This is a genomic window from Micromonospora cathayae, assembly GCF_028993575.1.
GTDB lineage: Bacteria > Actinomycetota > Actinomycetes > Mycobacteriales > Micromonosporaceae > Micromonospora > Micromonospora cathayae.
Window position 1 is genome coordinate 5,747,119 of the sequence record NZ_CP118615.1, and the last position, 20,238, is coordinate 5,767,356.

The 20,238-nt window shown below is 71.7% G+C and carries 22 protein-coding genes; 11 read left to right on the forward strand and 11 right to left on the reverse strand.

The window, feature by feature from the left end; translation table 11 throughout:
• The first annotated feature begins 213 nt into the window (after positions 1–213).
• Genes PVK37_RS25275 through PVK37_RS25295 form a run of 5 tightly spaced genes read left to right on the forward strand, consistent with a single transcriptional unit; the run spans position 214 to position 3,746 of the window.
• Complete coding sequence (locus tag PVK37_RS25275; protein ID WP_275030304.1) at positions 214–1,131, forward strand: hypothetical protein; 918 nt, start codon at positions 214–216, stop codon at positions 1,129–1,131.
• The gene (locus PVK37_RS25280) at positions 1,125–1,727 is read left to right on the forward strand and encodes a type VII secretion system-associated protein (RefSeq protein ID WP_275035228.1); all 603 of its coding nucleotides are present in this window, start codon (positions 1,125–1,127) and stop codon (positions 1,725–1,727) included. Before PVK37_RS25275 ends, PVK37_RS25280 begins: the two co-directional genes overlap by 7 nt.
• On the forward strand, positions 1,724–2,395 hold the full coding sequence (locus tag PVK37_RS25285) for a type VII secretion system-associated protein (RefSeq protein ID WP_275030305.1): 672 nt from the start codon (positions 1,724–1,726) through the stop codon (positions 2,393–2,395). Before PVK37_RS25280 ends, PVK37_RS25285 begins: the two co-directional genes overlap by 4 nt.
• A complete protein-coding gene (locus PVK37_RS25290) occupies positions 2,392–2,757 on the forward strand; it encodes a YrhB domain-containing protein (protein WP_275030306.1) in 366 nt (121 codons plus the stop codon). The genes PVK37_RS25285 and PVK37_RS25290 overlap by 4 nt, the downstream gene beginning before the upstream one ends.
• A complete protein-coding gene (locus PVK37_RS25295; RefSeq protein WP_275030307.1) occupies positions 2,754–3,746 on the forward strand; it encodes a GlcNAc-transferase family protein in 993 nt (330 codons plus the stop codon). Before PVK37_RS25290 ends, PVK37_RS25295 begins: the two co-directional genes overlap by 4 nt.
• Here the strand turns inward: PVK37_RS25295 and PVK37_RS25300 are convergent.
• The 3 genes from PVK37_RS25300 to PVK37_RS25310 form a co-directional block, all read right to left on the reverse strand.
• A complete protein-coding gene (locus tag PVK37_RS25300) occupies positions 3,674–4,072 on the reverse strand; it encodes a hypothetical protein (protein ID WP_275030308.1) in 399 nt (132 codons plus the stop codon). The genes PVK37_RS25295 and PVK37_RS25300 overlap by 73 nt on opposite strands.
• Positions 4,069–4,320 (reverse strand): hypothetical protein, encoded by a 252-nt coding sequence (locus PVK37_RS25305; protein ID WP_275030309.1) that lies wholly within the window; start codon positions 4,318–4,320, stop codon positions 4,069–4,071. Before PVK37_RS25305 ends, PVK37_RS25300 begins: the two co-directional genes overlap by 4 nt.
• Before the next feature lie 120 nt (positions 4,321–4,440).
• Complete coding sequence (locus PVK37_RS25310) at positions 4,441–4,671, reverse strand: hypothetical protein (protein ID WP_275030310.1); 231 nt, start codon at positions 4,669–4,671, stop codon at positions 4,441–4,443.
• Positions 4,672–4,762: 91 nt separating this feature from the next.
• Between PVK37_RS25310 and PVK37_RS25315 the strand changes: the two genes are divergently transcribed.
• Positions 4,763–5,500 carry a TetR/AcrR family transcriptional regulator gene (locus PVK37_RS25315; RefSeq protein ID WP_275030311.1) on the forward strand — a complete coding sequence of 246 codons (738 nt, stop codon included), beginning with the start codon at positions 4,763–4,765 and terminating at the stop codon, positions 5,498–5,500.
• A gap of 98 nt (positions 5,501–5,598) precedes the next feature.
• Here PVK37_RS25315 and PVK37_RS25320 read toward each other — a convergent pair whose 3' ends face one another.
• Together PVK37_RS25320 and PVK37_RS25325 are read right to left on the reverse strand one after the other, a co-directional pair.
• Complete coding sequence (locus PVK37_RS25320; RefSeq protein WP_275030312.1) at positions 5,599–6,828, reverse strand: helix-turn-helix domain-containing protein; 1,230 nt, start codon at positions 6,826–6,828, stop codon at positions 5,599–5,601.
• Positions 6,825–6,965, reverse strand: coding sequence for a hypothetical protein (locus tag PVK37_RS25325; protein ID WP_275030313.1), 141 nt, complete (start codon positions 6,963–6,965; stop codon positions 6,825–6,827). The genes PVK37_RS25320 and PVK37_RS25325 overlap by 4 nt, the downstream gene beginning before the upstream one ends.
• 245 nt (positions 6,966–7,210) lie before the next feature.
• Here PVK37_RS25325 and PVK37_RS25330 point away from each other — a divergent pair, with 245 nt between their 5' ends.
• Positions 7,211–8,578 carry an NsdA family TPR-like regulatory protein gene (locus tag PVK37_RS25330; protein WP_275030314.1) on the forward strand — a complete coding sequence of 456 codons (1,368 nt, stop codon included), beginning with the start codon at positions 7,211–7,213 and terminating at the stop codon, positions 8,576–8,578.
• A 136-nt stretch (positions 8,579–8,714) separates the two neighbouring features.
• Here PVK37_RS25330 and PVK37_RS25335 read toward each other — a convergent pair whose 3' ends face one another.
• The 4 genes from PVK37_RS25335 to PVK37_RS25350 form a co-directional block, all read right to left on the reverse strand.
• The gene (locus tag PVK37_RS25335) at positions 8,715–9,770 is read right to left on the reverse strand and encodes a WxL protein peptidoglycan domain-containing protein (protein ID WP_275030315.1); all 1,056 of its coding nucleotides are present in this window, start codon (positions 9,768–9,770) and stop codon (positions 8,715–8,717) included.
• A 62-nt stretch (positions 9,771–9,832) separates the two neighbouring features.
• Complete coding sequence (locus PVK37_RS25340) at positions 9,833–10,462, reverse strand: hypothetical protein (protein WP_275030316.1); 630 nt, start codon at positions 10,460–10,462, stop codon at positions 9,833–9,835.
• Positions 10,463–10,506: 44 nt separating this feature from the next.
• Positions 10,507–12,924 (reverse strand): family 43 glycosylhydrolase, encoded by a 2,418-nt coding sequence (locus PVK37_RS25345; protein WP_275030317.1) that lies wholly within the window; start codon positions 12,922–12,924, stop codon positions 10,507–10,509.
• An 84-nt stretch (positions 12,925–13,008) separates the two neighbouring features.
• Complete coding sequence (locus PVK37_RS25350; protein ID WP_275030318.1) at positions 13,009–16,047, reverse strand: family 43 glycosylhydrolase; 3,039 nt, start codon at positions 16,045–16,047, stop codon at positions 13,009–13,011.
• Between the two features lie 593 nt (positions 16,048–16,640).
• Here PVK37_RS25350 and PVK37_RS25355 point away from each other — a divergent pair.
• Both PVK37_RS25355 and PVK37_RS25360 read left to right on the forward strand, forming a co-directional pair.
• The gene (locus PVK37_RS25355; RefSeq protein ID WP_275030319.1) at positions 16,641–17,546 is read left to right on the forward strand and encodes a helix-turn-helix domain-containing protein; all 906 of its coding nucleotides are present in this window, start codon (positions 16,641–16,643) and stop codon (positions 17,544–17,546) included.
• Between the two features lie 149 nt (positions 17,547–17,695).
• Positions 17,696–18,016: a hypothetical protein gene (locus tag PVK37_RS25360; RefSeq protein ID WP_275030320.1), complete on the forward strand. Its 321-nt coding sequence runs from the start codon at positions 17,696–17,698 to the stop codon at positions 18,014–18,016.
• Here the strand turns inward: PVK37_RS25360 and PVK37_RS25365 are convergent.
• The gene (locus PVK37_RS25365) at positions 17,970–18,344 is read right to left on the reverse strand and encodes a hypothetical protein (protein WP_275030321.1); all 375 of its coding nucleotides are present in this window, start codon (positions 18,342–18,344) and stop codon (positions 17,970–17,972) included. The genes PVK37_RS25360 and PVK37_RS25365 overlap by 47 nt on opposite strands.
• A gap of 194 nt (positions 18,345–18,538) precedes the next feature.
• Between PVK37_RS25365 and PVK37_RS25370 the strand changes: the two genes are divergently transcribed.
• Positions 18,539–18,784: a DUF397 domain-containing protein gene (locus PVK37_RS25370; RefSeq protein ID WP_275030322.1), complete on the forward strand. Its 246-nt coding sequence runs from the start codon at positions 18,539–18,541 to the stop codon at positions 18,782–18,784.
• Positions 18,785–18,850: 66 nt separating this feature from the next.
• Here the strand turns inward: PVK37_RS25370 and PVK37_RS25375 are convergent, their stop codons facing one another.
• Positions 18,851–19,054, reverse strand: a complete 204-nt coding sequence (locus PVK37_RS25375) for a hypothetical protein (RefSeq protein ID WP_275030323.1) — start codon at positions 19,052–19,054, stop codon at positions 18,851–18,853.
• Between the two features lie 252 nt (positions 19,055–19,306).
• Here PVK37_RS25375 and PVK37_RS25380 point away from each other — a divergent pair, with 252 nt between their 5' ends.
• Positions 19,307–20,185, forward strand: coding sequence for a tetratricopeptide repeat protein (locus tag PVK37_RS25380; RefSeq protein ID WP_275030324.1), 879 nt, complete (start codon positions 19,307–19,309; stop codon positions 20,183–20,185).
• The last annotated feature ends 53 nt before the right edge of the window (positions 20,186–20,238 follow it).

Sequence of the window (20,238 nt, forward strand, 5' to 3'; positions counted from 1 at the left end):
CGCCGGGCCGGTCGGCGCGCGACCCGGGTACGAACGGGACCGGTGCGGGGAACGCACGGGCAGTCGTACCCGCCGCACGGGACGCCCGGGCCGGTGGCGTGGTCGAATGCCCGAAGGCGGACACCGGCGGGCAGCCGGACCGGCTCGCTCGTCTCCGGATCGAGTCGAGTCGGGAGATCCAGCCGGTGACGTCCCGGCGAAAGCGAGGGGAGAATGGTCGACCACGACGACGCGGTGGCCACGGCCCACGTGCGCCTGCTCGAACTCGCCGGCCGGGTGCCGGACGACGTGCTCGCCGACGCGCGGTTCCGGCTCGCCGACGGTGTGCTGCCGGGACCGGTGACACCGGTGCTCGCGCCAGTGACAGCGTACGCGTTCCGGGCCGCCACCGACGCCGGAGCGCCGCCGCTGCTGGACCTGACCGGCGCGGAGGTGGACCCGCCCGACCGGGCCGCGACGGCGGCGGTCGCCGGGCTGGCCGGCGCGACCGCGTTGTGGCGGACCTGGCGGGGGCCGGCATCCTGGGATCCGCCCGGCACCGCCCCGACCCGGGTGTACCTGCTGGCGGCCGACGTGCCGCTCGGCCGGCTGCCGGCGCTGGCCGCGACGCTGATGCGCGCGCTGGCCGACGCGGGCGTGACCGCGCCACAGGTCGAGGCGTACCCGCCGGGCGACGACCTGCCCGGCTACCAGCGGTCGGCCCGGGGCGCATCGGCGCTGCTCTGGGCCGCCGGCGTCCGCCCGCCGGTCCGGTTGGCCCGGGTCTTCGACCGGGGCGGCGCGGACGGACCCCGGTTCGATCCCGACCACCAGCGGTTGGCGGCCCCCGAACGGGACCGGGTGGCCGCCTGGCTGGCGGCCGGCGAACCGATCCTGGCCACCACGCAGACCGCCACCGACATCGTCGACCCGGCGCGCGGCGCGGTGGTGCCGCTGAGCTTCCGTACCGACGGCCAGTGGGTGTGGACCGACACCGTCACGTACTACCTGCGGCGGTACGGGCTGGCCCCGGACCGGGAACTGCTCGACCACATCCGGGCCCGCGAGTACACCGCGGTCGAGGTGGACGCGGTCGGCGAGCACCGCGCCCTGGCGACGCTGCTCGCCCGTACCGGACGGGGGGCATCGTGACCGACGAGCCGGAAGGCCACTTCTTCCTGCTGATGGATCCGGAGTGGCAGCGCCGGCCGGACGAGGAGGTGCCGCCGCTGCGGTCGGTGGTCGGCCTCTGGCCGGTCACCGTGGACGGCGCGGTGGGGCCGTTCCGCACCAACCCCGGGTACGTCCCGCTGCGGCCGGAGTCACCGACCGATCCGGTCGACGCGCTGCTGCGCCTGGCCGGACGCGGCGACGCCCGGGTGGAGCAGTTGCAGCTGATCCTGCGGGACACCCTGGTCGACCTGGCGATGAACGGTGACGGACGGCCGCTGGTGGTCCGCTCCCCCGACGACGTGCCGTGTGCGGTGGTGACCACCGCGACGCCGCACCAGGGCCGGGTGTCCGCACCGGACTGGCGGCGGGTCGAGTTGGCGGAGCTGGTCGAGCAGCTCGCCGACGGGGTGGACGTGCTGATCAACCCGGGTGGCCCAGCTCCGGTCCGGCTGACCGGGGACTTCCTGCGGCACACTTTGCTGCTCGCCGACGGGGAGCTGGCCGCCCTGCACGACCGGTTCCGCGAGGCCGAGACGGTGGCCGTCCTCGACTGGGACACGGCCGACGACCGGTGAACACGAACCACGACCCCGAAGCCGAACCCGACGACCGGAAGCGCACGATGGTGGACCAGGTGGACAGCTACTTCCTGCTGATGGACCCGGACTGGCAACCGGCACCCGACGACGAGACGCCCGACCCCGCGGCCCTGCTCGGCCTGTGGCCGGTGGAGGCGGACGGCAGCCTGGGCGCGTTCCGCGCCAACCCGGACTACCGGCCGCGCGACGCCGACGCCGTGGCGGACCCCCTCGACGCGCTGTTCCGGATGGCCGTACGCGGGCAGGCACAGGCGGAGCAGATCCAGTTGGTGCTGCGGGACACCCTGTTCGACGTGGCGCTCAACGGCGACGAGCGGCCACTGATCATGCGGTCCCCCGACGGCGTGCCGTGCGTGGTGATCGCCACCAGCGCGCCGCAGCGGGAGCGGGTCAGCGCGCCGCAGTGGCGGCGGATCGACCTGGCCGAGCTGGTGTCGCTGCTGCCGGACCGGGTGGACACCCTGTTCAACCCGGCCGGCCCGGTGCCCATGCGGCTGATCGGTGACGTGGTCCGGGAGACGCTGCTGATGAGCGACGAGGAGATCGCCGAGGCCCGCGCGGTGGTGCTGGCCGCCCTGCCACCGGACCGGGGCGTCCCGGTCCTGCCGTGGGTCGCCGGTGCGCCGACCGGGTCGGCGGCATGACGGCCGGGCGGGCGCACCGAGCCGACGGGGCGGAGCAGGGCGCGGTGGACGCCGACGAGGCCCGCCGGCTGGCCGGGGCGGCACTGCGCGAGCTGGCGGACCCGGCCGAACCGTTGCGGCTGGCACCCGGTCCGCCGGCCGAGTACCCGTGGTGCTGGGTGTTCCCGTTCAACACCGAGCGGTGGTACCGCACGCGGGTGTTCGCCGACGCGGTGCTGGTTGGTCCGCTGGTGGTGGAGAAGGACGGCGGGCGGGTGTGGCAGGCCCCGTCCGCGCCGCCGCTGGAACGCTGGCTGAACGGGTACGCCGCCCAGCGGGGCCTGCCCGCCGTACCTGTCCCCCCGCCGGCGAGCCCGTGGTGAGCATCTTCGTGTCGGTCGCGGCGTACCGTGACCCGGAGCTGGTGCCGACGGTGCGGGACTGCCTGGCGAAGGCCGACCGCCCGGACGAGCTGCGCGTCGTGGTCAACTGGCAGCACCTCGGCGGCGAGGACGTGTCGGCGTTGCGGGCCGACTCCCGGGTCACCGTGCTGGAGTTCGACGCCCGGCACAGCCGTGGGGTGTGCTGGGCGCGGGCACAGATCCAACGGCACCACGTGGACTCCGACTGGTACCTCCAGGTGGACAGCCACACCCGGTTCGCGCCCGGCTGGGACACCCGGCTGATCGCCATGGCGGCGCGGACCGGAGCGGCGAAACCGATCCTGAGCTGCTATCCCCCCACCTACGACCCGGCGGCGGAGTTCACCGGTGACGGCGAGCCGACGTTGATCTTCCTCACCGGCTGGACGCCCGACGGGCTGCCCCGGTTCGGGCACTTCCGCATTCCGGACTGGCGGGAGGCGACGGTGCCGGTCCCGGCGCGGTTCGTGGCCGCCGGGTTCCTGTTCGCGCCGGGCTCCTTCGTCCGCGAGGTGCCCTACGACGAGCGCATCTACTACCAGGGTGAGGAGATCAACCTCGCCACCCGCGCCTTCACCTGGGGCTACGACCTGTTCCACCCGGTCGAGGTGCTGGCCTGGCACTACTACATCCGGCAGGACCAGGTCCGGCACTGGATGGACCACCGCACCCCGGGCGACGACTACTGGCACAAACTGGACCGGGCCGGCCGACGTCGGGTGTCCACCCTGCTGCGGTACCCGATGACGGGCGGCTTCGGGGCCGGCCCGGTCCGCACGATGGCCGACTACCAGGCGTACGCGGGCATCGACTTCGGGGCGTGCACCGCGACGGACGAGACGCTGGCCGGGCGGCTACCCGACGTCGGAATCCCTGGTCAACCGAGGTCGAGGATGCTCCAGCGTTCCGGCAGGACGGCTGCTGCGGCCTTCGGGTCGGTCGTCGCGTAGTGCGCCTCGTGGGTGAGGGCGACCACAGCCGCGTGCCCCAGGGCGATGTCCCCGTCGGCGGGCCGGGCGAGTGCTCCCGACTGGCGTGCGTTCTCCGGCCCGAGCGGCATGACGCGCACGACCGGGGAGGCCATGAGGAGGGCCAGCATGGCCGTGTCGAGGTCGTCGCGCCCGGCGGCGTAGGCGGCGGCGAGGCAGGCGGCGGGCACGGCGACGTGCCGCCCCTCGTCCGCGACCTCAGCCATCAGCTCGCCGACCGCGACCTGACCACGGGTGTAGGCGGTCAGGGCAGTGGCGTCCAGCACCACCGCGATGTCGCCGCTCACGCGGCCTCGTCGAGGATGCGGCGTCCCTCGGCGAGGACCTCGGCGGGGATGGGCTGGGCCAGCCGGGACCGCCAGCGGGCCTTGCCCTCGTCGGTGACGTCCATGCCGACGCGACGCAGCACGTCCTCGAGGCGCCCCGCCGCGATTTGCAGGCGGACGGCGTCGGCGATGGCAGCGGAGATGTTGGGCTGCTGGTCGAGGTATCTGGCGACGTCGTCGGGCAGGCTGACGCTGCGCTTCGTGGTCATGGACCGATCGTACGCCGCCGGTAGCACCGCCGGTGCCACTGACCGGGCGTGTCGACGCCACTACCGAAAGCCAGCAGGAGCGCGGGATCTTCGCCGGAACGCCTGAGGCGGCTGCCGGAGTCAAGGCACCGTGTCGGAGTAGACCTCGACGTCGTAGAGCAGCCGCACGTGACGACGACCGTTCGTGACGCCAACAAAGACCGGGTCACCGGACGGGGTGCGGCCTTGACGCCACACCTGCTCCCGGGCCGCTTCCCGCGACTCGTGATCGATTCCGCCCTCCTGGTGCAGGCGCAGAACACGACGCGCGGTGATCGGATCGGTGTCGAGCTGGATCCGCAGCAGAGGCACGCGGTGACCTCCATGCCGGTCCGTCGGTAAGCCGTTCGCACCGCTAGCTTAACGTCGTTAAGTTACCTGTCGAGTGTTTTAGAGTAGTGCGATGACCACCGCAGACCCGGGCGCGCCCACGCCGCCTGCCGCCGGGCACCAGCACGGCCGCACCCCGCAGCCGGTGTGGCTGCGTACCGAGCCGACGCGGCCACGACGGAAACCGCCGCTGGTCCTCGATCGCATCGTGGACGCGGCGGTGACCCTGCTGGATGAGCAGGGCATCGAGGGCCTGACGATGCGCGGCCTCGCCCAGCGGCTCGACGTGACGGCCACCGCGTTGTACTGGCACGTGAAGACGAAGGACGACGTCCTGGACCTGGCCGTCGACCGGATCTTCGGCGACGTACCGATCCCCGAGGTGAGCGGCGACTGGCGGGAGGACGTCCGTACCCTCACCCGGGCCTGGCGTCACACCATGCTGCGCCACCCCTGGGCACCGGGGCTGATCGGCCGCCCGATGCTCGGTCCCAACGTCCTGGCCCGTACCGAGTTCCTACAGTCGGCGCTGACGCGCGGCGGCTGTGGCGGGCTCCAACTCGCGGTGGCCACCCGGATCGTGGCCAACTACGTCATCGGCGCCTCGCTGACCGAAGCCACCTGGCACCGGACCGCCGACCCGCAGGCGAGAGCGGCGGCCCGCGACCACATCACCAGCCGAGCCGACGACTATCCGACGCTCCACGCCTCCGGCCACCTCGACGACACCCGCTGGAGCGACGACCTGCTCTTCGAGGAGGGACTCGACGGCATCCTCCGGGCAGTGGCCCGGACCGGTACGCCGGCATGACCGCGCACTCCGGGACGGACATGCGGGAACCAGGCACGCATGACCTCAGCTGACCGGGGAAAGATCGGCTTCGGCCGCCCCTCCGCTGCAGCGCAGCGTCAGGGTTGGCGGGTCAGACCGACAGCGGCGGCGAGGCAGGCGACGTCGGCGGGGGTGGTGCCGGTACGGACCACGGTGGCGAGCACACTGTGAGCCACGGGCCGGAGGCGTACCTCGGCGGGGGCGATTCGGTCGGCGGCGACCAGGGCCCGGCCGGCGGCGTCGGGGTCACCAAGGTCGAGGCAGGTGCGGGCCGTCTCGATCAGGTGGGCGGCGCGGTGTTCGGCGGGAAGCCGCTGCCAGGCGTCCCCTTTGGCGGCGTCGCGGTGCAGGTCGAGCGCAGTCTGGTGGTCGCCGAGGCGGGCGGCGACCAGGGCGCGGGTCAGGTCGACCACGATCGGCCCGAAACCGTCGTCGTCGTGGTACTGCCGGTCGGTGTGGGTGGCGGCCAGGTGAGCGGCACGGTCGGTGAGGCTGTGGGCGGTGGTCGGGTCGCCGCTGGTGGCGGCGGCGATGGCGGCCTCGGCGAGCAGGGTGCCGGCCAGGGCAAGCTGTTCGGGCGACGCGTCGCGGCCCGGGGTCGGGTCGAGACCGCGTACGGCGCTGGTGGCCGCGCCCAGGGCCAGGCGGCCCCGGTTGAGCGCGCGGAACGCCTGAGCCAGCGGAACGGCGGCGTACCCGGTGAGGCGGGGATGGCCGCCGGCGGTGCCGAAGGCCCGGTCGGCGGCGAGCCAGGCGAGCTGTGGTTCGCCGAGCTTGACCAGCAGACCGGCGGTGAGCGCGTACACCCGGACCAGCAGCGGGCCGACGGGCCAGGCGTCCGCCGTCGGGGTGGGTCGGCCGGCGTGCCGGGCGGCGGCGAGCAGGCCGGGCAGCATGCGCAGCACCTGCGCGTGGTGGGCGTGCCGGTAGGCGGTCTGGGCGTAGCGGGTCTGCCGGTCGAGTTCCGCGACCGAGGACGGCCAGTCGCGGCCGACGGGGCCGTCGTAGTCGGCGAGGGCCTCGCGGACCCGTTCGACGGCGGCGGGGGTGCCGGTGGCCGGGGTTCGGGGAACGCGGCGACCGAGCAGCACCGCCGGGGCGACACCGAGGGCGGCGGCCACCGTCTCGATCATGGCAAGCCGGTCGAGGGTACGGACACCGCGTTCGACCTTGTCGACCCAGCTCTTGGACCTGCCGATCCGGTCGGCGAAGACCTGTTGGCTCATCCCCCGCCGGGCGCGGAGCTGGGCGACCCGCCGGCCGATGGGCAGGTCCCGGGGACTGTCGGGGCGGCCGGGCGAGATCATCGCCGCACCGCCCGACGCAGGTCGTCGGTGGGTCCACCGCAGCGTGGACACCATCGGGACTTGACCCGGAACGCCAGGAGCCCGCAGACGAACCCCGGCACCAGCCCACCGAACACCATCGACACGACCTCGGACACCACGATCACCCTCACCTTCCGACGAAGCCGAGGAGCCGGGGCGTTGTGCACCCCAGCCGTCGACCGTCCAACCGCAACCCCGGATCGGGGGGCGATCCGACGGCCTCCAGTCGACCCCACCGGGATCGTGGTGGAAGGAGGTGCGCGAGGTGCCTACCGGTGCGGACCCGTGCCCGGTGTCTCGGAACCGCCACGATCTCCGCTACGGTGCGTACGAGTGCAGTTACGCAGGAAGGGTCGATGGTGTGGCACCCAGCGGAGAGGCGATCACCCGTCTGCTGGCCGAGGCGGGCTGGCAGCCCGAGCACCTCGCCCGGCGGCTCAACGAATGCGCCGAACGGCACGGCCGGCCGGAGCGGCTGCACCTCAAGACGCCGTACAAGTGGAAGAAGGGCGACGTTCCTCGTAGTCCGTGGCCCGCGTTGGCTACGGCGTTGCTGTCGGAGCAGCTACAGCGAACGGTCATGCTCGATGAGCTGGGTTGGCCGGACGACGGATTCGAGGCCGTGCCCGCCTCGGCCGGGCTGGAACTCCCCTGGTCGACGGCAGGGGCCTTGCAGGCGGCCGAGGTGGTGAACGAGTCTGAGGGAATGATGCACCGACGGATGTTCCTGACTCTGCTCGGTTCCGCACTGACGTCCCCGGCCCACGAGTGGCTGATCGCGCAGCCACCACAAGCCGTCGCGTCACGTACCGGGCGTCCGCTGGCCCCCGAGGTCGTCGACCACCTGGACACGGTCACGGCAAGCCTGCGGCGCATGGACGACCACCTCGGCAGCGGGCAGACCCTCGGCCTGGTGCGCCAACATCTCAGCACGGTGGTCGATGTGCTGCGCCACCGGCGGTACACCGACAGCGTCGGCCGACGCCTGCACGGCACCGCTGGTGAGCTGCTGCGCCTCGCAGGTTGGCTCTCGTTCGATGGCGGCCACCACAGTCAGGCTCAGCGGTTCTGGATCGCCGGTCTCTACCAGGCCAACGCCGCCGGTGATCGTGGGCTCGGTGCGAACATCCTGGGTTTCATGTCCTGCCAGGCCAAGGATCTCGGCCAACTCCGCCAGGCGGTCACCCTCGCCGAGACCGCGAGATCCAGCTACCCCGCCACCAGCGCGAAGGTGTCGACCATTCTCGACCTGCGGGCCGCCGAGGCGTACGCCAACAACCGGTCGACGGCCGACACCCGGCGGGCCCTCGACAGCGCGTTCGACGGGCTGAACGGGACCCGTCCGGAACACGGTGACCCTGACTGGTCCTACTGGATCAACGAGGCACAGGCCCACGCCCAGGCCGGCTACTGCTACGTCAAGCTCGAAGACTGGTCCCGCGCCCGGGACCACCTCCGAGCCGCGCTGCGGCTCCAGGGAAACGAGTACACCCGCGAAGGCGCCCTACGAAACGCGCTGCTCGCCACCACCTACGTACAGCAGGCACATCCCGAGTTGGACAAGGCACTCGCCCTCGGCGACCAGGCCGTCCAGACACTCACCGGACAGGTCACCTCCGCGCGGTGCATCAAACACGTACGCAACCTGGTCGGGGCGCTCGGCCCCTATCGGCGCACCTCGTCCGTCCGCCGCTTCTGTCAGGACGCGAAAGACCTGATCGCGGCCTGACGCCTCGCCCATGGGCCAGGGCGCTGGTGGTGGCGAGGCGGACGACGTCGGCCGGGGGCGGGCACCGCAACGGCCGACACGCTGGCCGGTCGACCGCCCGGCGTACCGGTGGCACTGACGATGTGACCGTGCCGGGTCAGTCCGGGACGGCGGTGCCGGCGGTACGGACCGCCTCCCGGCCCTCCTGCCGGCCCTCGTCGCGGGCGCGGGCGAGCAGCAGCGCGAGTCGCCGCCGACGTCGCCGGGCCACGCCCCGGTAGGCGAGCACGAGCGCGGCGAGCAGGACCAGCAGCGCCAGTTGCGCCCAGGGGACCGCCCACACCGTCACGGTGGTCCGGCCCGGTCGGATCTCGATGCCGGTCGGGTCGCCGCCCCGTACGGCCGGTGTCAGTTCGACGGTGGTCCGGACCGGGCCCCAGCCCCAGACGCCGCCGACCCGGGCCCCGCCTTCCCGGCGGCCACCGGGCAGCAGTTCCTCGACGTCGGCCCGGACGTCCCGTTGGCCCAGGCCGAACAGCCCGGCGGCGGTCACCCGGCCGGTGCCGGTCACCGCGACGCCGCCGTCGTTGACGGCGGTGTACCGGACCTGGAGGGTGCCGGCCGCGAACGGGTTCCACGTCGGCCGGTACGTGGCGGTGAGGTCGGTGACCGTGAGGGCCGCGGCGACGGTGCCGGTGGCCCGCAGCAGCACCCGGAATCCGACCCGGCTCTCCACCGCGACCGTGCCGCCGGTGCTGGTGACGGTCGCCGCGATGCCGGCCGGATGGTCTCCCGGGGTGGCGTCGGCGGGCACGGTGATGGTGAACGGGACCACCCGCGTCGACTTCGGGCCGACGGTCACCGTCTCCTGGACGGTGATCCAGGTGCCGCCGTCCACCGACTTCTGGTGGGACGGCAGCATGTTGAACCGGCCCTTGTCGGTCAGGTAGCCGTCGGCGGCCTTGAGGGAGAAGACCACCGGGGCGTCGCTGAAGTTGCGGACCGCCAGGTGTTCGGTCACCACCTGGCCGGGGTCGAGGGTGCGTTCCACCCACCGCCGGCCGTCCGGGCCGTTCCGGTCGGCCGGCTGCACGGCCCAGGTCACCGACGGTGTGGCCGGTGCCGCCCGGACCGCCCCGGCCGGCAGGGCCGGCAGCCCGACGAGCACGGCGGCCAGCAGGGCGAACACCCGCAGCCAACTCCGGTTCTTCACGGACGGATCCTCCCACTGGCAGGTGGTGGGGGCCACCGCACGGCGGCCCCCACCACCGGAGGTCACTCGAAGAGGGACAGGGTCAGGGTCGAGGTGTACTCGCCGGCGGCGACGTCCGCCGGGGTGCGCAGGAACAGGTCGGCGTTCACCGCGTACGCGTCGCCGGCGGTGGTGCCCGAGTCGAAGCTGGAGACCAGCAGTTCCTGGTCGACCAGGCCCACGTTGTTGCCCGGTTGGGTCGGCTCGTCCAGTACCGTCACCACCTCCTCACCCTCGCTGACCAGGCCGGTGTCGCCGCCGTCGAGCAGGCGCGGCTTCCAGCCCAGGTGGCCGGCTCCGATCGGGGCCTGCCCCGCCTGGCCGACGAAGTCGGTGGCGCTGCCCAGCACCGCCCAGGCCGCGTTGGCCGGCACCTCGTCGGCGGTGCGGGTGTCGGTCACCGTGACCGTCGGCAGGCTGCCGGTGAACTGGCGTACCAGCAGGGTCGAGCCGTTCTCGGTCAGTGCCACCGAGTCACCGGCGACCGACAGCGCCAGGACGCCCGGTTCCCGGATCTCCTCGATGTCGACCGTCACCTCGACGTCGGTGCCGTCCCCCGGCGCGGCGGATGCCGGTTGGGCCGCCACCGCCCCGACCAGCAGGGCCCCGGCGGCACCTGCGGCGAGCAGCCGTCTGTGGTTCCACGTGCTCATGTGATTCTCCATGTCTGAGGTCTGATGGGATGTTCGGGTTGGGATCAGGTGCCGCAGTTGGTGGCGGGGTACGTGCTCTCCCGGACGGTCGTCACGGCCCGGCCGTCCACCGACCCGGTCACCCGCACCGTCGCCGAACCCGCCGGCACCGCCACCGACCGCGACGCGAACTGCTGGTACGCGTTCGCCCCCGGCGCGACACCCGACACCGACCGCTCGCCGTACGCCGACCCGAGCATCACGTCCACCGGACCGTCATGATCGTTACGCGCCTGCACCGCCACGTACGCCTTACCGGCCACACACCGCACCTGCGCGCCGACCGTCACCGGCACCTCGACGTCGGTGGCGGACGCGAAGGTCCAGGTGTCCAGTTCGAACAGGTCGGTGTTCGCCGGGCCGGTGTAGGTGAAGTACACGTCGTGCGTGCCGGTGACGCCGCCGAGCTGGGCGGTCAGTTCGGTCCACTGGCCGAGCGGCCCGTCGACCGGGATGGTCGCCACCACCGGCGCGGTGGCCTGGTCGAGGCGGACCTGGATCTGGCCGCCGGCGGCCAGCGGACGCACCTTCGCCGTCACGCTGCCGGCCCCGGCCCCGAAGTCCACCGACGACAGCGCCGTCCAGTCACCGGCGTCGACGTCCCGTACCACCAGGTTCGGGGCGGCGGTGCCGAACTGGGCGGACCCGCCGTCGGTCTTCGCGGTGGCGACGCCCTTGCTCCAGCCGAACGTCTCGGCCTCGAACACCCGGTACGGGTCGAAGTCGCGGACCTGCTGGACGCCGGCGTAGGTGCCGACGACCTGCTGGATGGTGCCGTCCGGGTTGAAGGTCAGTTCCTGGATGTGCGGGCTGCGGTAGCCCTGGGTGGTGTTGCCGTTGATCCGCTTGTTCAGGGTCGGGGCGTGGTACGTGAAGTAGTGCTTCCCCTCGAACTCGAACACCGACTGGTGGTTGTTGCCGCCGGTGCCGGCACCGAAGAACTGCGACTGGTTCGGGAACAGCACGCCCGCGTAGGTCTCCTTCGGCCAGGACATCGGGTCGTCGGAGATCATGTAGCCGATCTGACCGCCGCCCGGGTAGCCCGGCAGCGGGGTCTGGGGGCCGCCGAAGTCGTTGCCGCCGAAGTGCGAGGAGTACGACAGGTAGTACCGGCCGTCCCGCTTGAACACCTGGGCCGCCTCGAACGCGACCGGGGCGTCCACCACGGCCGAGGTGCCCTCGGTGGAGACCATGTCGTCGCCCAGCCGGATGGCCCGGATGTTCTTCGGGTTGTTGAAGCGCTCCGCCGGCGGCATGCTGGTCGCGGCGGGACCGCCACCGAAGTAGAGGTACGCCTCACCGTCGGAGTCCACCAGCGGCGCCGGGTCGAACTTCCACGCGACGTCCTCGGCACCGGGGGTACGGCCGTCGATCAGGGTGCTGGTGCGCTCGCTGGTCCACGGTCCGAGCGGGGACGCGCCGGTGATCACGTTGCTCGATCCGCCGCCGTTGGCGTAGTACAGGAAGAACTTCTCCTGCCCGTTCACCGTCTTCTTGGCCATGCCGGGGGCCCACGAGTTGTTGGTGAACGGCGCGACACCGTTCGGGCCGGCGACCTGGATCTCACCGTGGTCGGTCCAGTTGACCAGGTCCTGCGAGGAGAGCACGGTGATCTGGTTGATCTGGCCGTAGTTGATCCCCGGCGAGATTCCGGTGACCGGGTCCGGGGCGTACCCCTGGGTGTCGTTGGTCAGGTACAGGTACACCCGGCCGTCGTGCACGAAGCCGAAGCCGTCCGCGCCGAACTTGTGCCCGATCAACGGGTTGTGTTCGCCGGGCAGCTTGCCGACGACCTCGATGGTCTTCGACGGCGGCGGGGGCGGCGCGGCACCGGTCAACGACACGTCGTCGAGGCTGAAGTCCATCAGGTGCAGGGCCGGGTCCGCGGACGGGGTGCTGGTCCACGGCGTCTCGAAGAACAGCCGGGCGGTGGAGACGTTCTGCCCGGCCGGGATGGTGAACTGGCCGGCGAACTGGGCCCACTGGCCCTTGGTCGCGGTCACGCTGACCAGGTTGGTGTAGGTGGACGCGCCGTAGTGCATGGTGGCGAAGAACTGCTTCGTCGCCGGGCCGGCCGCGTTGTCGTACCTGATCCGGGCGTTGAGGGAGTAGGTCTGCCCGGCCTGGACCTTGCCGGAGAGGTCCTGCATCGGTCCGGAGCCGGTGGTCGCCCGGTCGGTGACGCGGACCGCGCCGGACCCGGAGTAGGCGTCCGGGGTGAGGGTGAGGGTGGCCCGGTCGGTCGCGTTGCCGTTGTTGACGAACCAGCCGGTCAGGTTCTCCTCGAAGCCGCCGTTGACGACGAGGTTGGTGTCGGCGGCCTGGACCGGTGCCGCCGTGGCGAGTGCCGCGGCGAGCATGGTGCCGACCGTGGCGAAGGCGACGACCCGTCGTCGGGCCGACCTTCGCAGGCGCTGGGTCACGAGATGGTTCTCCTTGGTCTGTGGCGGACAGGGCTGCACCGGCTCCGGGGCCGGAACGGGCCCCGGGGGCGGTCCGGTGGTTCGTCAGGTGCCGCAGGTGGTGGCGGCGTAGCTGGTCTCCCGGACGGTCGTCACGGCCCGGCCGTCCACCGACCCGGTCACCCGGACCGTCGCCGAACCCGCCGGCACCACCGCCGACCGCGACGCGAACTGCTGGTACGCGTTCGCCCCCGGCGCGACACTCGACACCGACCGCTCCCCGTACGCGCTCTGCAACACCACGTCCACCGGACCGTCATGGTCGTTACGCGCCTGCACCGCCACGTACGCCCTACCGGCCACACACCGCACCTGCGCGCCGACCGTCACCGGGATCTGCGGCGGGGCGGCCCGGAGCACGCCGAGTCGGGCCAGGTGGTAGCTGAGCGCGCGTTCCGGGGCGTCGATCTGGTTCTGGGTGCCGAACGCGCCGGCCCGGGCCGTGGTCGCGGCGGTCAGGGCGGCCCGCATCGCCGCCCAGGCGTCGGCCGGGTACGCCGACTCGTCGAGCGTGCCCGCGTACCCGATGGCCGCGTCGAGGGCGCCGGTGTCCAGTGGCCGGCCCTGGGCGGTGAGCGTGTCGCTGAGCAGGTAGTGGTCGAAGTCGACGTGCCCGCCGGTCTGCCGGGTGGCGTAGTTGAACAGCCCGACCCGGTGCCCCATGAAGTGGGCGAGGCTGCCGTCCAGGTTCTGCGGGCCGACCCGGTTGCCGAGCTGCGTCCAGGTCAGTCCGTCGAGGCTGTAGTAGAAGGTGGTCCAGAGCTGCCCGGTGGGGGCGGCGAAGTCGAGGTCGGCCTTGACGTGCACCTGGGTCGCGTCGCCGAGCGCCACGGTGGTGCCCGGCAGCAAGGTCTCCAGGGTGGCCTGGTCGAGGTCGACCGCGAACGGCTGGACCCGGTTGACCACGCCGAGGGTGTTCACCCCGTTGGCGCGTTTGACGGCCACGTACGAGAAGCCCCGGTTGTAGGCGGCCAGCCCGGCGACGTCGCCGTCGCGCATCCCGGAGATGTCCATCCTGGTCTCGGCCGACTGCCGGGGGCCGAAGGTCCGCTGGGAGAGGGTGTTGCGGGCCTCCTCGAACCAGGCCAGCTCGGCCCGGTTGGAGAGCTTGGTGTAGATGTAGTTCCCGGTCACCACCTTGCCGGTGGTCAGGCGCAGCCAGCCGTCGCGGTCGGTGAGCGACCAGTACCGGTTGTCCGGCGCGTGGTTCCACTCCCAGGCCAGGTCCAGGCGGGATCCGTTGGGCCTGATCTCCGCCTCGGTGGGGTGTTCGTTGGTGGGTCGCTGCCCGACGACCGAGACGTCGTCGATCAGGTACTCCACGCTCGACGAGGGCGGCTGCGGGTTGGCCCACGGGGTCTCCACCGCAAACCTGACGTTGCCCAGGTTGGCCGAGGCCGGCACGGTGTACTGACCGGTGACGGTGGTCCACTGTCCGACCGGGACGGTGCCGAAGGTCATCACCTGCACGCCGGATCCCCAGTCGGCGGCGAGGTTGAACCGGATGCTGCTCGGGCCGGAGGTGTACTTGATCTTCGCCGACACGGTGTAGGTGACGCCGTGTTGCAGCTTGCCGTTGAGGGACTGGTTCGGCCCCGAGCCGTTGAGCGTACGGTCACCGACCCGCAGCGCCGCCGTGCCGGTGGCCGGGTCGGTGCGGTCCAGGGTGAGCGTCGCGCCGTACTGGGCGGCCCAGGGCGTGACGGCACCGGCCTCGAATCCGGCGTTGTCCAGCAGTTCGACGCCGAGCAGCGACTCGTCGAGGTCCGGCGGCGTCGGGATGGTCCACTGCTCGTCCTGGTACGCCTTGTGCGGGGCGTCGTTGGCGAAGTCGTCCGAGGCGACGATGCTCTTCTGCCGCTCGAACAGTTCCTCGGCCGGGCTCAACGCGATCGGCTTGGGGAACGCCCCGTCCACCGGCACCACCCCGTTGGTGCCGAAGGTCGGCCAGCCGTCGGACCAGGTGGCGGGGATGAGCGCCGGGATGCGCCCGATCGGGAAGGTGTCCCGGAAGAACATGCCGTGCCAGTCGGTCCGGCCGTCCGCCCGGCTGATCGGCACCAGGCTGCCCTGCGCGAAGCCGTTGGAGTTGAGGACGCCGCGTGCCTCGTAGGTGTTCACCCCGCCTGCGGCGGTGTAGCGGCCGAGCAGCTCCCGGGAGCGGAACATGACGACCTGCCGTCCCTGGCCGGAGGGCCAGGTGATGATGACCGCGTAGTACCAGCCGTCGATGTGGTAGAACTGCGCGCCCTCGAACAGGCCGCCGATGAACGGCTGACCGGCGTAGTCGCTGGCGGTGAAGATGTTCGGGTAGTCCTGGGTGATCGCGGTCAGGTCGGCGTTGAGCTTCACGGCGCTGGTGCCGCCGGAGCCGTAGAAGATGTACGGCGTGCCGTCGACGTCGAAGAAGAGCGACGGGTCGTGCAGGCCACGGCCGAGGGCGGTGCGCTGCCACGCGCCGTCGTCGATGTCGTCGGTGCGGTAGATGTAGGCGCCGCCGAGGTTGTTGGTGTTGAAGGCGACGTAGAACATGCCGTCGTGGTAACGCAGCGACGACGCCCACTGGCCCTGACCGTACGAGTTCTGGCCGTTGCGCAACGAGAACGCGTCGCCGATGCTGGCCCGGTCGAAGACGTAGTTGACGGTCTCCCAGTTGACCAGGTCGTACGACTTCATGATGGGCGCGCCGGGGCTGAGGTGCATGGTGGTGCTGATCATGTAGTAGAGGTCGCGTCCCTCGTCGTTCTCGGCGGCCGGCACCCGTTCGACGCTGATGTCGGGGACGTCGGAGCGCAGCAGCGGCACGGTGTAGCTGCCGTCCCCCCGGTCCGTCGAGGTGTACGACGACCGGGGCGACCAGTCGTCGGCGGCCTGGGCCGGACCACCGGTGGCGACCGCGCCGGCACAGAGCAGCGCCCCGGCCACGAAGCCCGCGAGCACGCGGGGCCGGCTCGCGCGGGTCGCCCGCGTCGGGCCGGGCCGGCGGGTGCGGCTGCCGGTGAACCGGCGCAGCAGGACGGTGGCAGCGTCCGACAGGGAAACGGTCCGGCGGGCGGGGGCCCGAGAGCCAACGGATACCTGCATGGCAGCTCCATAGCCGAGGGGGGCGGGGGCCCTCATCCTGTTAGCGCTAACATCGCATCGTCAAGAGCTGGATCGATACTCGTCCGAAATGACCGCGTAACCCACCCCGCCCGCGGCCCACGGGAGCGTTTCCACAGGTGACGGCACCGACCGCCGCGACCGACCGGGCTGTCGCCGGGGCGGCTACCACCCGTCCCACGATCGAGGGGCGGCGCCCGACACGCCACCGAGCCACCTCCGGCGCTCGACCGAGGACCCGCCGCCGGCGACGGCCGCCGTCGGCGCGCGGCGCGCCAGCCCGCACCAGGGCAGCGGCGGCTCCACGCTCGGCGGGAATCCGCAGTGGATCCAGGACGCCGAGCACGCCGACTGCGTCACCTCCGGACAGCCGACGACGATTACTCAGCGCAACCACCGGTTGTCAGATGTCGACCGGCGAGCGGCCGTACCCCGTCGACGCATTCGCTAAACCTGCAGGTGACGGGGATCACGCATATGCGCCTCGGGTAGTCGGTCTGCATATTCGCGCTAACCTGGGGTACTCGACCTCCACCAATACGAGGTCTGACTACTCACTGTATCGGACAGGTGACATGGAACATCTCCTGGAGGCTCCGGCCTACCAACGCAAGAGGTTGAGTCGACGGCTGATGCGGACCCGACGGTCGACCGGCCTCACCCAGCAGCAGGTGGCTGCGGAGTTGCGCTGGTCGCAATCGAAGGTGACCCGCATCGAGAGCGGCGACGTCGGGATCTCCCACACCGACCTGCTCGCGCTCCTCACGCTCTACGGACTCTCCGACGACGGCACCGTCCGGGAACTGACCAAGATTGCCGACATCGCCCGACGGCCGAGCCTTCCCCAGATCAGCGACGTCCACTCGAAGGCGTTCCGGGAATACCTCGAGAACGAGCAGATCGCGCAGACCCTCCACTCGTTCGAACCCACCTATGTCCCCGGTCTTCTCCAGACGCCCAGCTATCGGATCTCGGTACTCAAGAACGACTACCGTTTCTCCTCCCTCAGCACCGCCGAACAGGAGGAGGCGGAAAGGAAGATCGCCCAGAAGGTCGAGGTGATGCAGTGGCGCCAGCAGATTCTGCTCGAGAACGGTTCGCTCGCGAAGGCGAGTTTCGTCGTCGACGAGGCGGTGATCCGGCGGACGGTGGGTGCCGAGGTGGGCGACACCACGATCATGCGGGAACAACTGGAGCGACTTCAGGCTGTCCTGCGCAACCCGAAGGTGGATCTGCGGGTGATCCGCTTCAGTAGTGGCGCGCACGTCGGGATGGGAAGCTCCTCGTACATTCTGTTGGACTTCCCGGACATCGACGACCCGACCCTTCTCTACGAGGAGAGCACCACCGGCGAACTCACCACCCGCGAGGACGAGGCACGCATCAAGGACGCCAGTTCGTCGTTCGAGAACCTCCAGATCCTCGCCTGCCGTGGTGCCGAACTGGAGTCCCTCCTGGACGAGGCGCTCGCGGCCCTCTAGCCGCTCGACCCCCGTCCCGCAGCCGACAACCGAACTCAGACCGGAGGAGGTCACCCGCATGACTCGCGGAGGCGACATGCCGGCGACGTGCGCCCTGTGGCCTGCCGTCCGGTCTGAGACCGCCGGCACCGGCGGCGTGGCAGGCCCTCGTGGCTGATCTCGACCGCGACCTGCCCTTCCGTCCGGCCGTCCAGGAGCCTCAGGCGGCGGGTCACCTCACGCTGCTCGGGCTCGTGCGCGAGGTCCTCGACAAGCCCCACATGCTCGCCGGCGCGATGGCCCTGACGCTGCTGTTCGCCTGCCTCCTCGGGGCGCTGCTGGCCTTCGTCACCGGGCAGCTCTGGGGATTCCTGCTGTTCTTCCCAGCCGCGATCACCCTGGTCGTGTGGGCCGCCATGCGGGCGCGTCGGGCGAACCGCCAGGTCAGCGGCGATGCCGGCGCTGCGCGGCGGCCAACGAAGACAGAATAGGGTCCGCCAGGACGCCGGCGAGACACCCGACGGCGATCATCATCATGACGAGCGTCGCCGCTCGCGCCGTGTCGTTGTCGGCGAAGAACGCCACACCGAGGCCGTTGCCGGCAGCCAACGCGATCACTCCCGCGCTGACCGCGTAGAGGGCCAGCCGAACGGGTGAGGCCGAATCGTCGTGGAGAGGTGAGCCGCGCTCGTCCTCGTGTTGCCCGGGCTGACCGCGCGTCGCCTCCGAAGACACCGGCGTCCGCCTGTCGGTAAAGCCGCTACCGGGCACCACACCTCCTCTGGGTGGCCCGTCCTTCCCGGCCACCGTACCGGTCATGCCAGTTTATCGAAACCAGCCGGACGCAGCATACCGACGTCGTCCTTCAGGCGGACCCGCTCTCGGAAGAGAAGACGGTCTCCCGTGGACAGACTAGCTTGCACATCGATGTCTATCTAGACTCCAGATTGCTGCAGAGTCGCGGCTACCCAGGATTCGACGTCACCGTCACGGGCTGCCCGCCCGTATCGACCATGACGAGACATTCGGCCGCCAACCGAGGAGGACCGTTGGGCGACACGCCTACGCCCGTTGCGTGGCGCAAGAGTTCCCGGAGTTGCCAGGGAAACTGCGTGGAGGTCTCGACGATGAGCCCGTTGGTGCTGGTACGGGACAGCAAGGATCCGGACGGCCCGGCGTTACGGATCAGCCGGACCGCCTGGCGGACGTTCCTGAACGGCATGGCCGGCACGACGGGCGGGCCGGTAGTCGCCCGGTGACGGACAGCCGGCGGCCCGGACCCCACCGGGTCCGGACCGCCGTCGCGATGGTCCTGCCGGGCCCGGTCACCCCCGCCGGGCGGACCGCACGGCCCGCCGCCGGCGGTTCCGGGAGACCAGCCGCCGGTACGCCCGGACGGCCGGCGGCGTCGCCGCCACCAGTCCCGCGAGCGCCGACAGGAACTTGAGGACCACGGTGATCGACGGCAGCCAGCTCAGGATCTGCGCCGGCTCGACCACCGTGAGGCAGTACGCGATGAAGGCAGCCACTGGATAGTTCCCTTCGGTGAAGTCGTCACCCCGGGTGGAGCGGACAGGAATCACACTGCTGCTGTCCCGGAGGCCCACCAACGGACTGGACGAGGTCACTCCGAAGTGGTCCAGGCGACCGCCGGTACGGGACGTCCTGACGCCACCCTGAGTCGGATTCGGGACAGCCGTCGGCCTGTCCCGGGACGGAGTGCGACCCTCTACTGTCTCCGGGACAGCCGTCCCGGGACAGTGCGGGACACGGGGGGACGCATGAACACCGACTCCGCAGTCGCCGAACGGGCCGCCCGGGTAACCACCCTCGGCCAGTTACGCGGGCTGCTGCGGCAGGTCCAGGAGGAGTCCGGCAAGTCGATCCGGGACCTCGGGACCGAGAACAGCCACGCCAAAGGCCAGGAGGGCCTGTCCAAGTCGAGCATCAGCCGGCATCTCGGTGGCGACGGTGCCCTGCCCCTGGCGTTCGTCCAGCGGTTCTCGGCTGCCTGCGGCCTCGCCGAGGCGGAGCGGGACGCGCTGGTGACGGCCTGGCGGCGGGTCCGCGCCGACTCCGCCACGTCGACGAGCGTCCCGGGTCAGCCTCCGGAGGACGACCTGGCCGCCCGACCGGATCCGGACCCGGCACACCTGGACACCCTCGCGGTGATGATGGACGTCGCGGCCCGGCTCGACGGGGAGAACGGCCTGCCCGCCGCACGGAGTCTCTACGAGCGGGTCGGGACGGCCCGGTCCGAGCTGCTCGGCCCGGACGATCCCCGCACCCTGGAGGCCACCCACAACCTCGGTACCGTCCTGGGCCAGCTCGACGAGCACGACACGGCCTGCCGGGTCCTGTCCGCCACCCACCGGGCCCGCACGCGGGTACTCGGCCCGGATGCTCCCGCCACCCTGAAGACGCTGGAGAACCTCGCCATTGCCAGGGCGGAGCTGGGCCAACTCGACGCCGCCCGGGAACTACTGGAGGAGGTGCTCGCCGCGCGGCGGCCGGAGGGGAGCCCCGGCCACGCCGGGTACGCCGACACCGCCGAGAAGCTGATGACCGTCCTGGGCCGGGCCGGCGACCAGGTCCGGCGACGGCAGCTGGCAGCGGAACTCGAACGCGCCCGGACGGCGTCCCGCGACGCGTCGACGTAACAACCCGCACCGACGGCCCTGCCGGACCGGGACCGGGGTGACCTATCGTGACG

Excerpts from the sequence above, each read along its gene's own strand:
- PVK37_RS25275 (WP_275030304.1), top strand. The coding sequence starts at position 214 with ATGGTCGACCACGACGACGCGGTGGCCACGGCCCACGTGCGCCTGCTC.
- PVK37_RS25290 (WP_275030306.1), top strand. The coding sequence starts at position 2,392 with ATGACGGCCGGGCGGGCGCACCGAGCCGACGGGGCGGAGCAGGGCGCG.
- PVK37_RS25305 (WP_275030309.1), bottom strand. The coding sequence starts at position 4,320 with ATGACCACGAAGCGCAGCGTCAGCCTGCCCGACGACGTCGCCAGATAC.
- PVK37_RS25315 (WP_275030311.1), top strand. The coding sequence starts at position 4,763 with ATGACCACCGCAGACCCGGGCGCGCCCACGCCGCCTGCCGCCGGGCAC.
- PVK37_RS25320 (WP_275030312.1), bottom strand. The coding sequence starts at position 6,828 with ATGATCTCGCCCGGCCGCCCCGACAGTCCCCGGGACCTGCCCATCGGC.
- PVK37_RS25340 (WP_275030316.1), bottom strand. The coding sequence starts at position 10,462 with ATGAGCACGTGGAACCACAGACGGCTGCTCGCCGCAGGTGCCGCCGGG.
- PVK37_RS25350 (WP_275030318.1), bottom strand. The coding sequence starts at position 16,047 with ATGCAGGTATCCGTTGGCTCTCGGGCCCCCGCCCGCCGGACCGTTTCC.
- PVK37_RS25355 (WP_275030319.1), top strand. The coding sequence starts at position 16,641 with ATGGAACATCTCCTGGAGGCTCCGGCCTACCAACGCAAGAGGTTGAGT.
- PVK37_RS25365 (WP_275030321.1), bottom strand. The coding sequence starts at position 18,344 with ATGACCGGTACGGTGGCCGGGAAGGACGGGCCACCCAGAGGAGGTGTG.
- PVK37_RS25370 (WP_275030322.1), top strand. The coding sequence starts at position 18,539 with ATGACGAGACATTCGGCCGCCAACCGAGGAGGACCGTTGGGCGACACG.
- PVK37_RS25380 (WP_275030324.1), top strand. The coding sequence starts at position 19,307 with ATGAACACCGACTCCGCAGTCGCCGAACGGGCCGCCCGGGTAACCACC.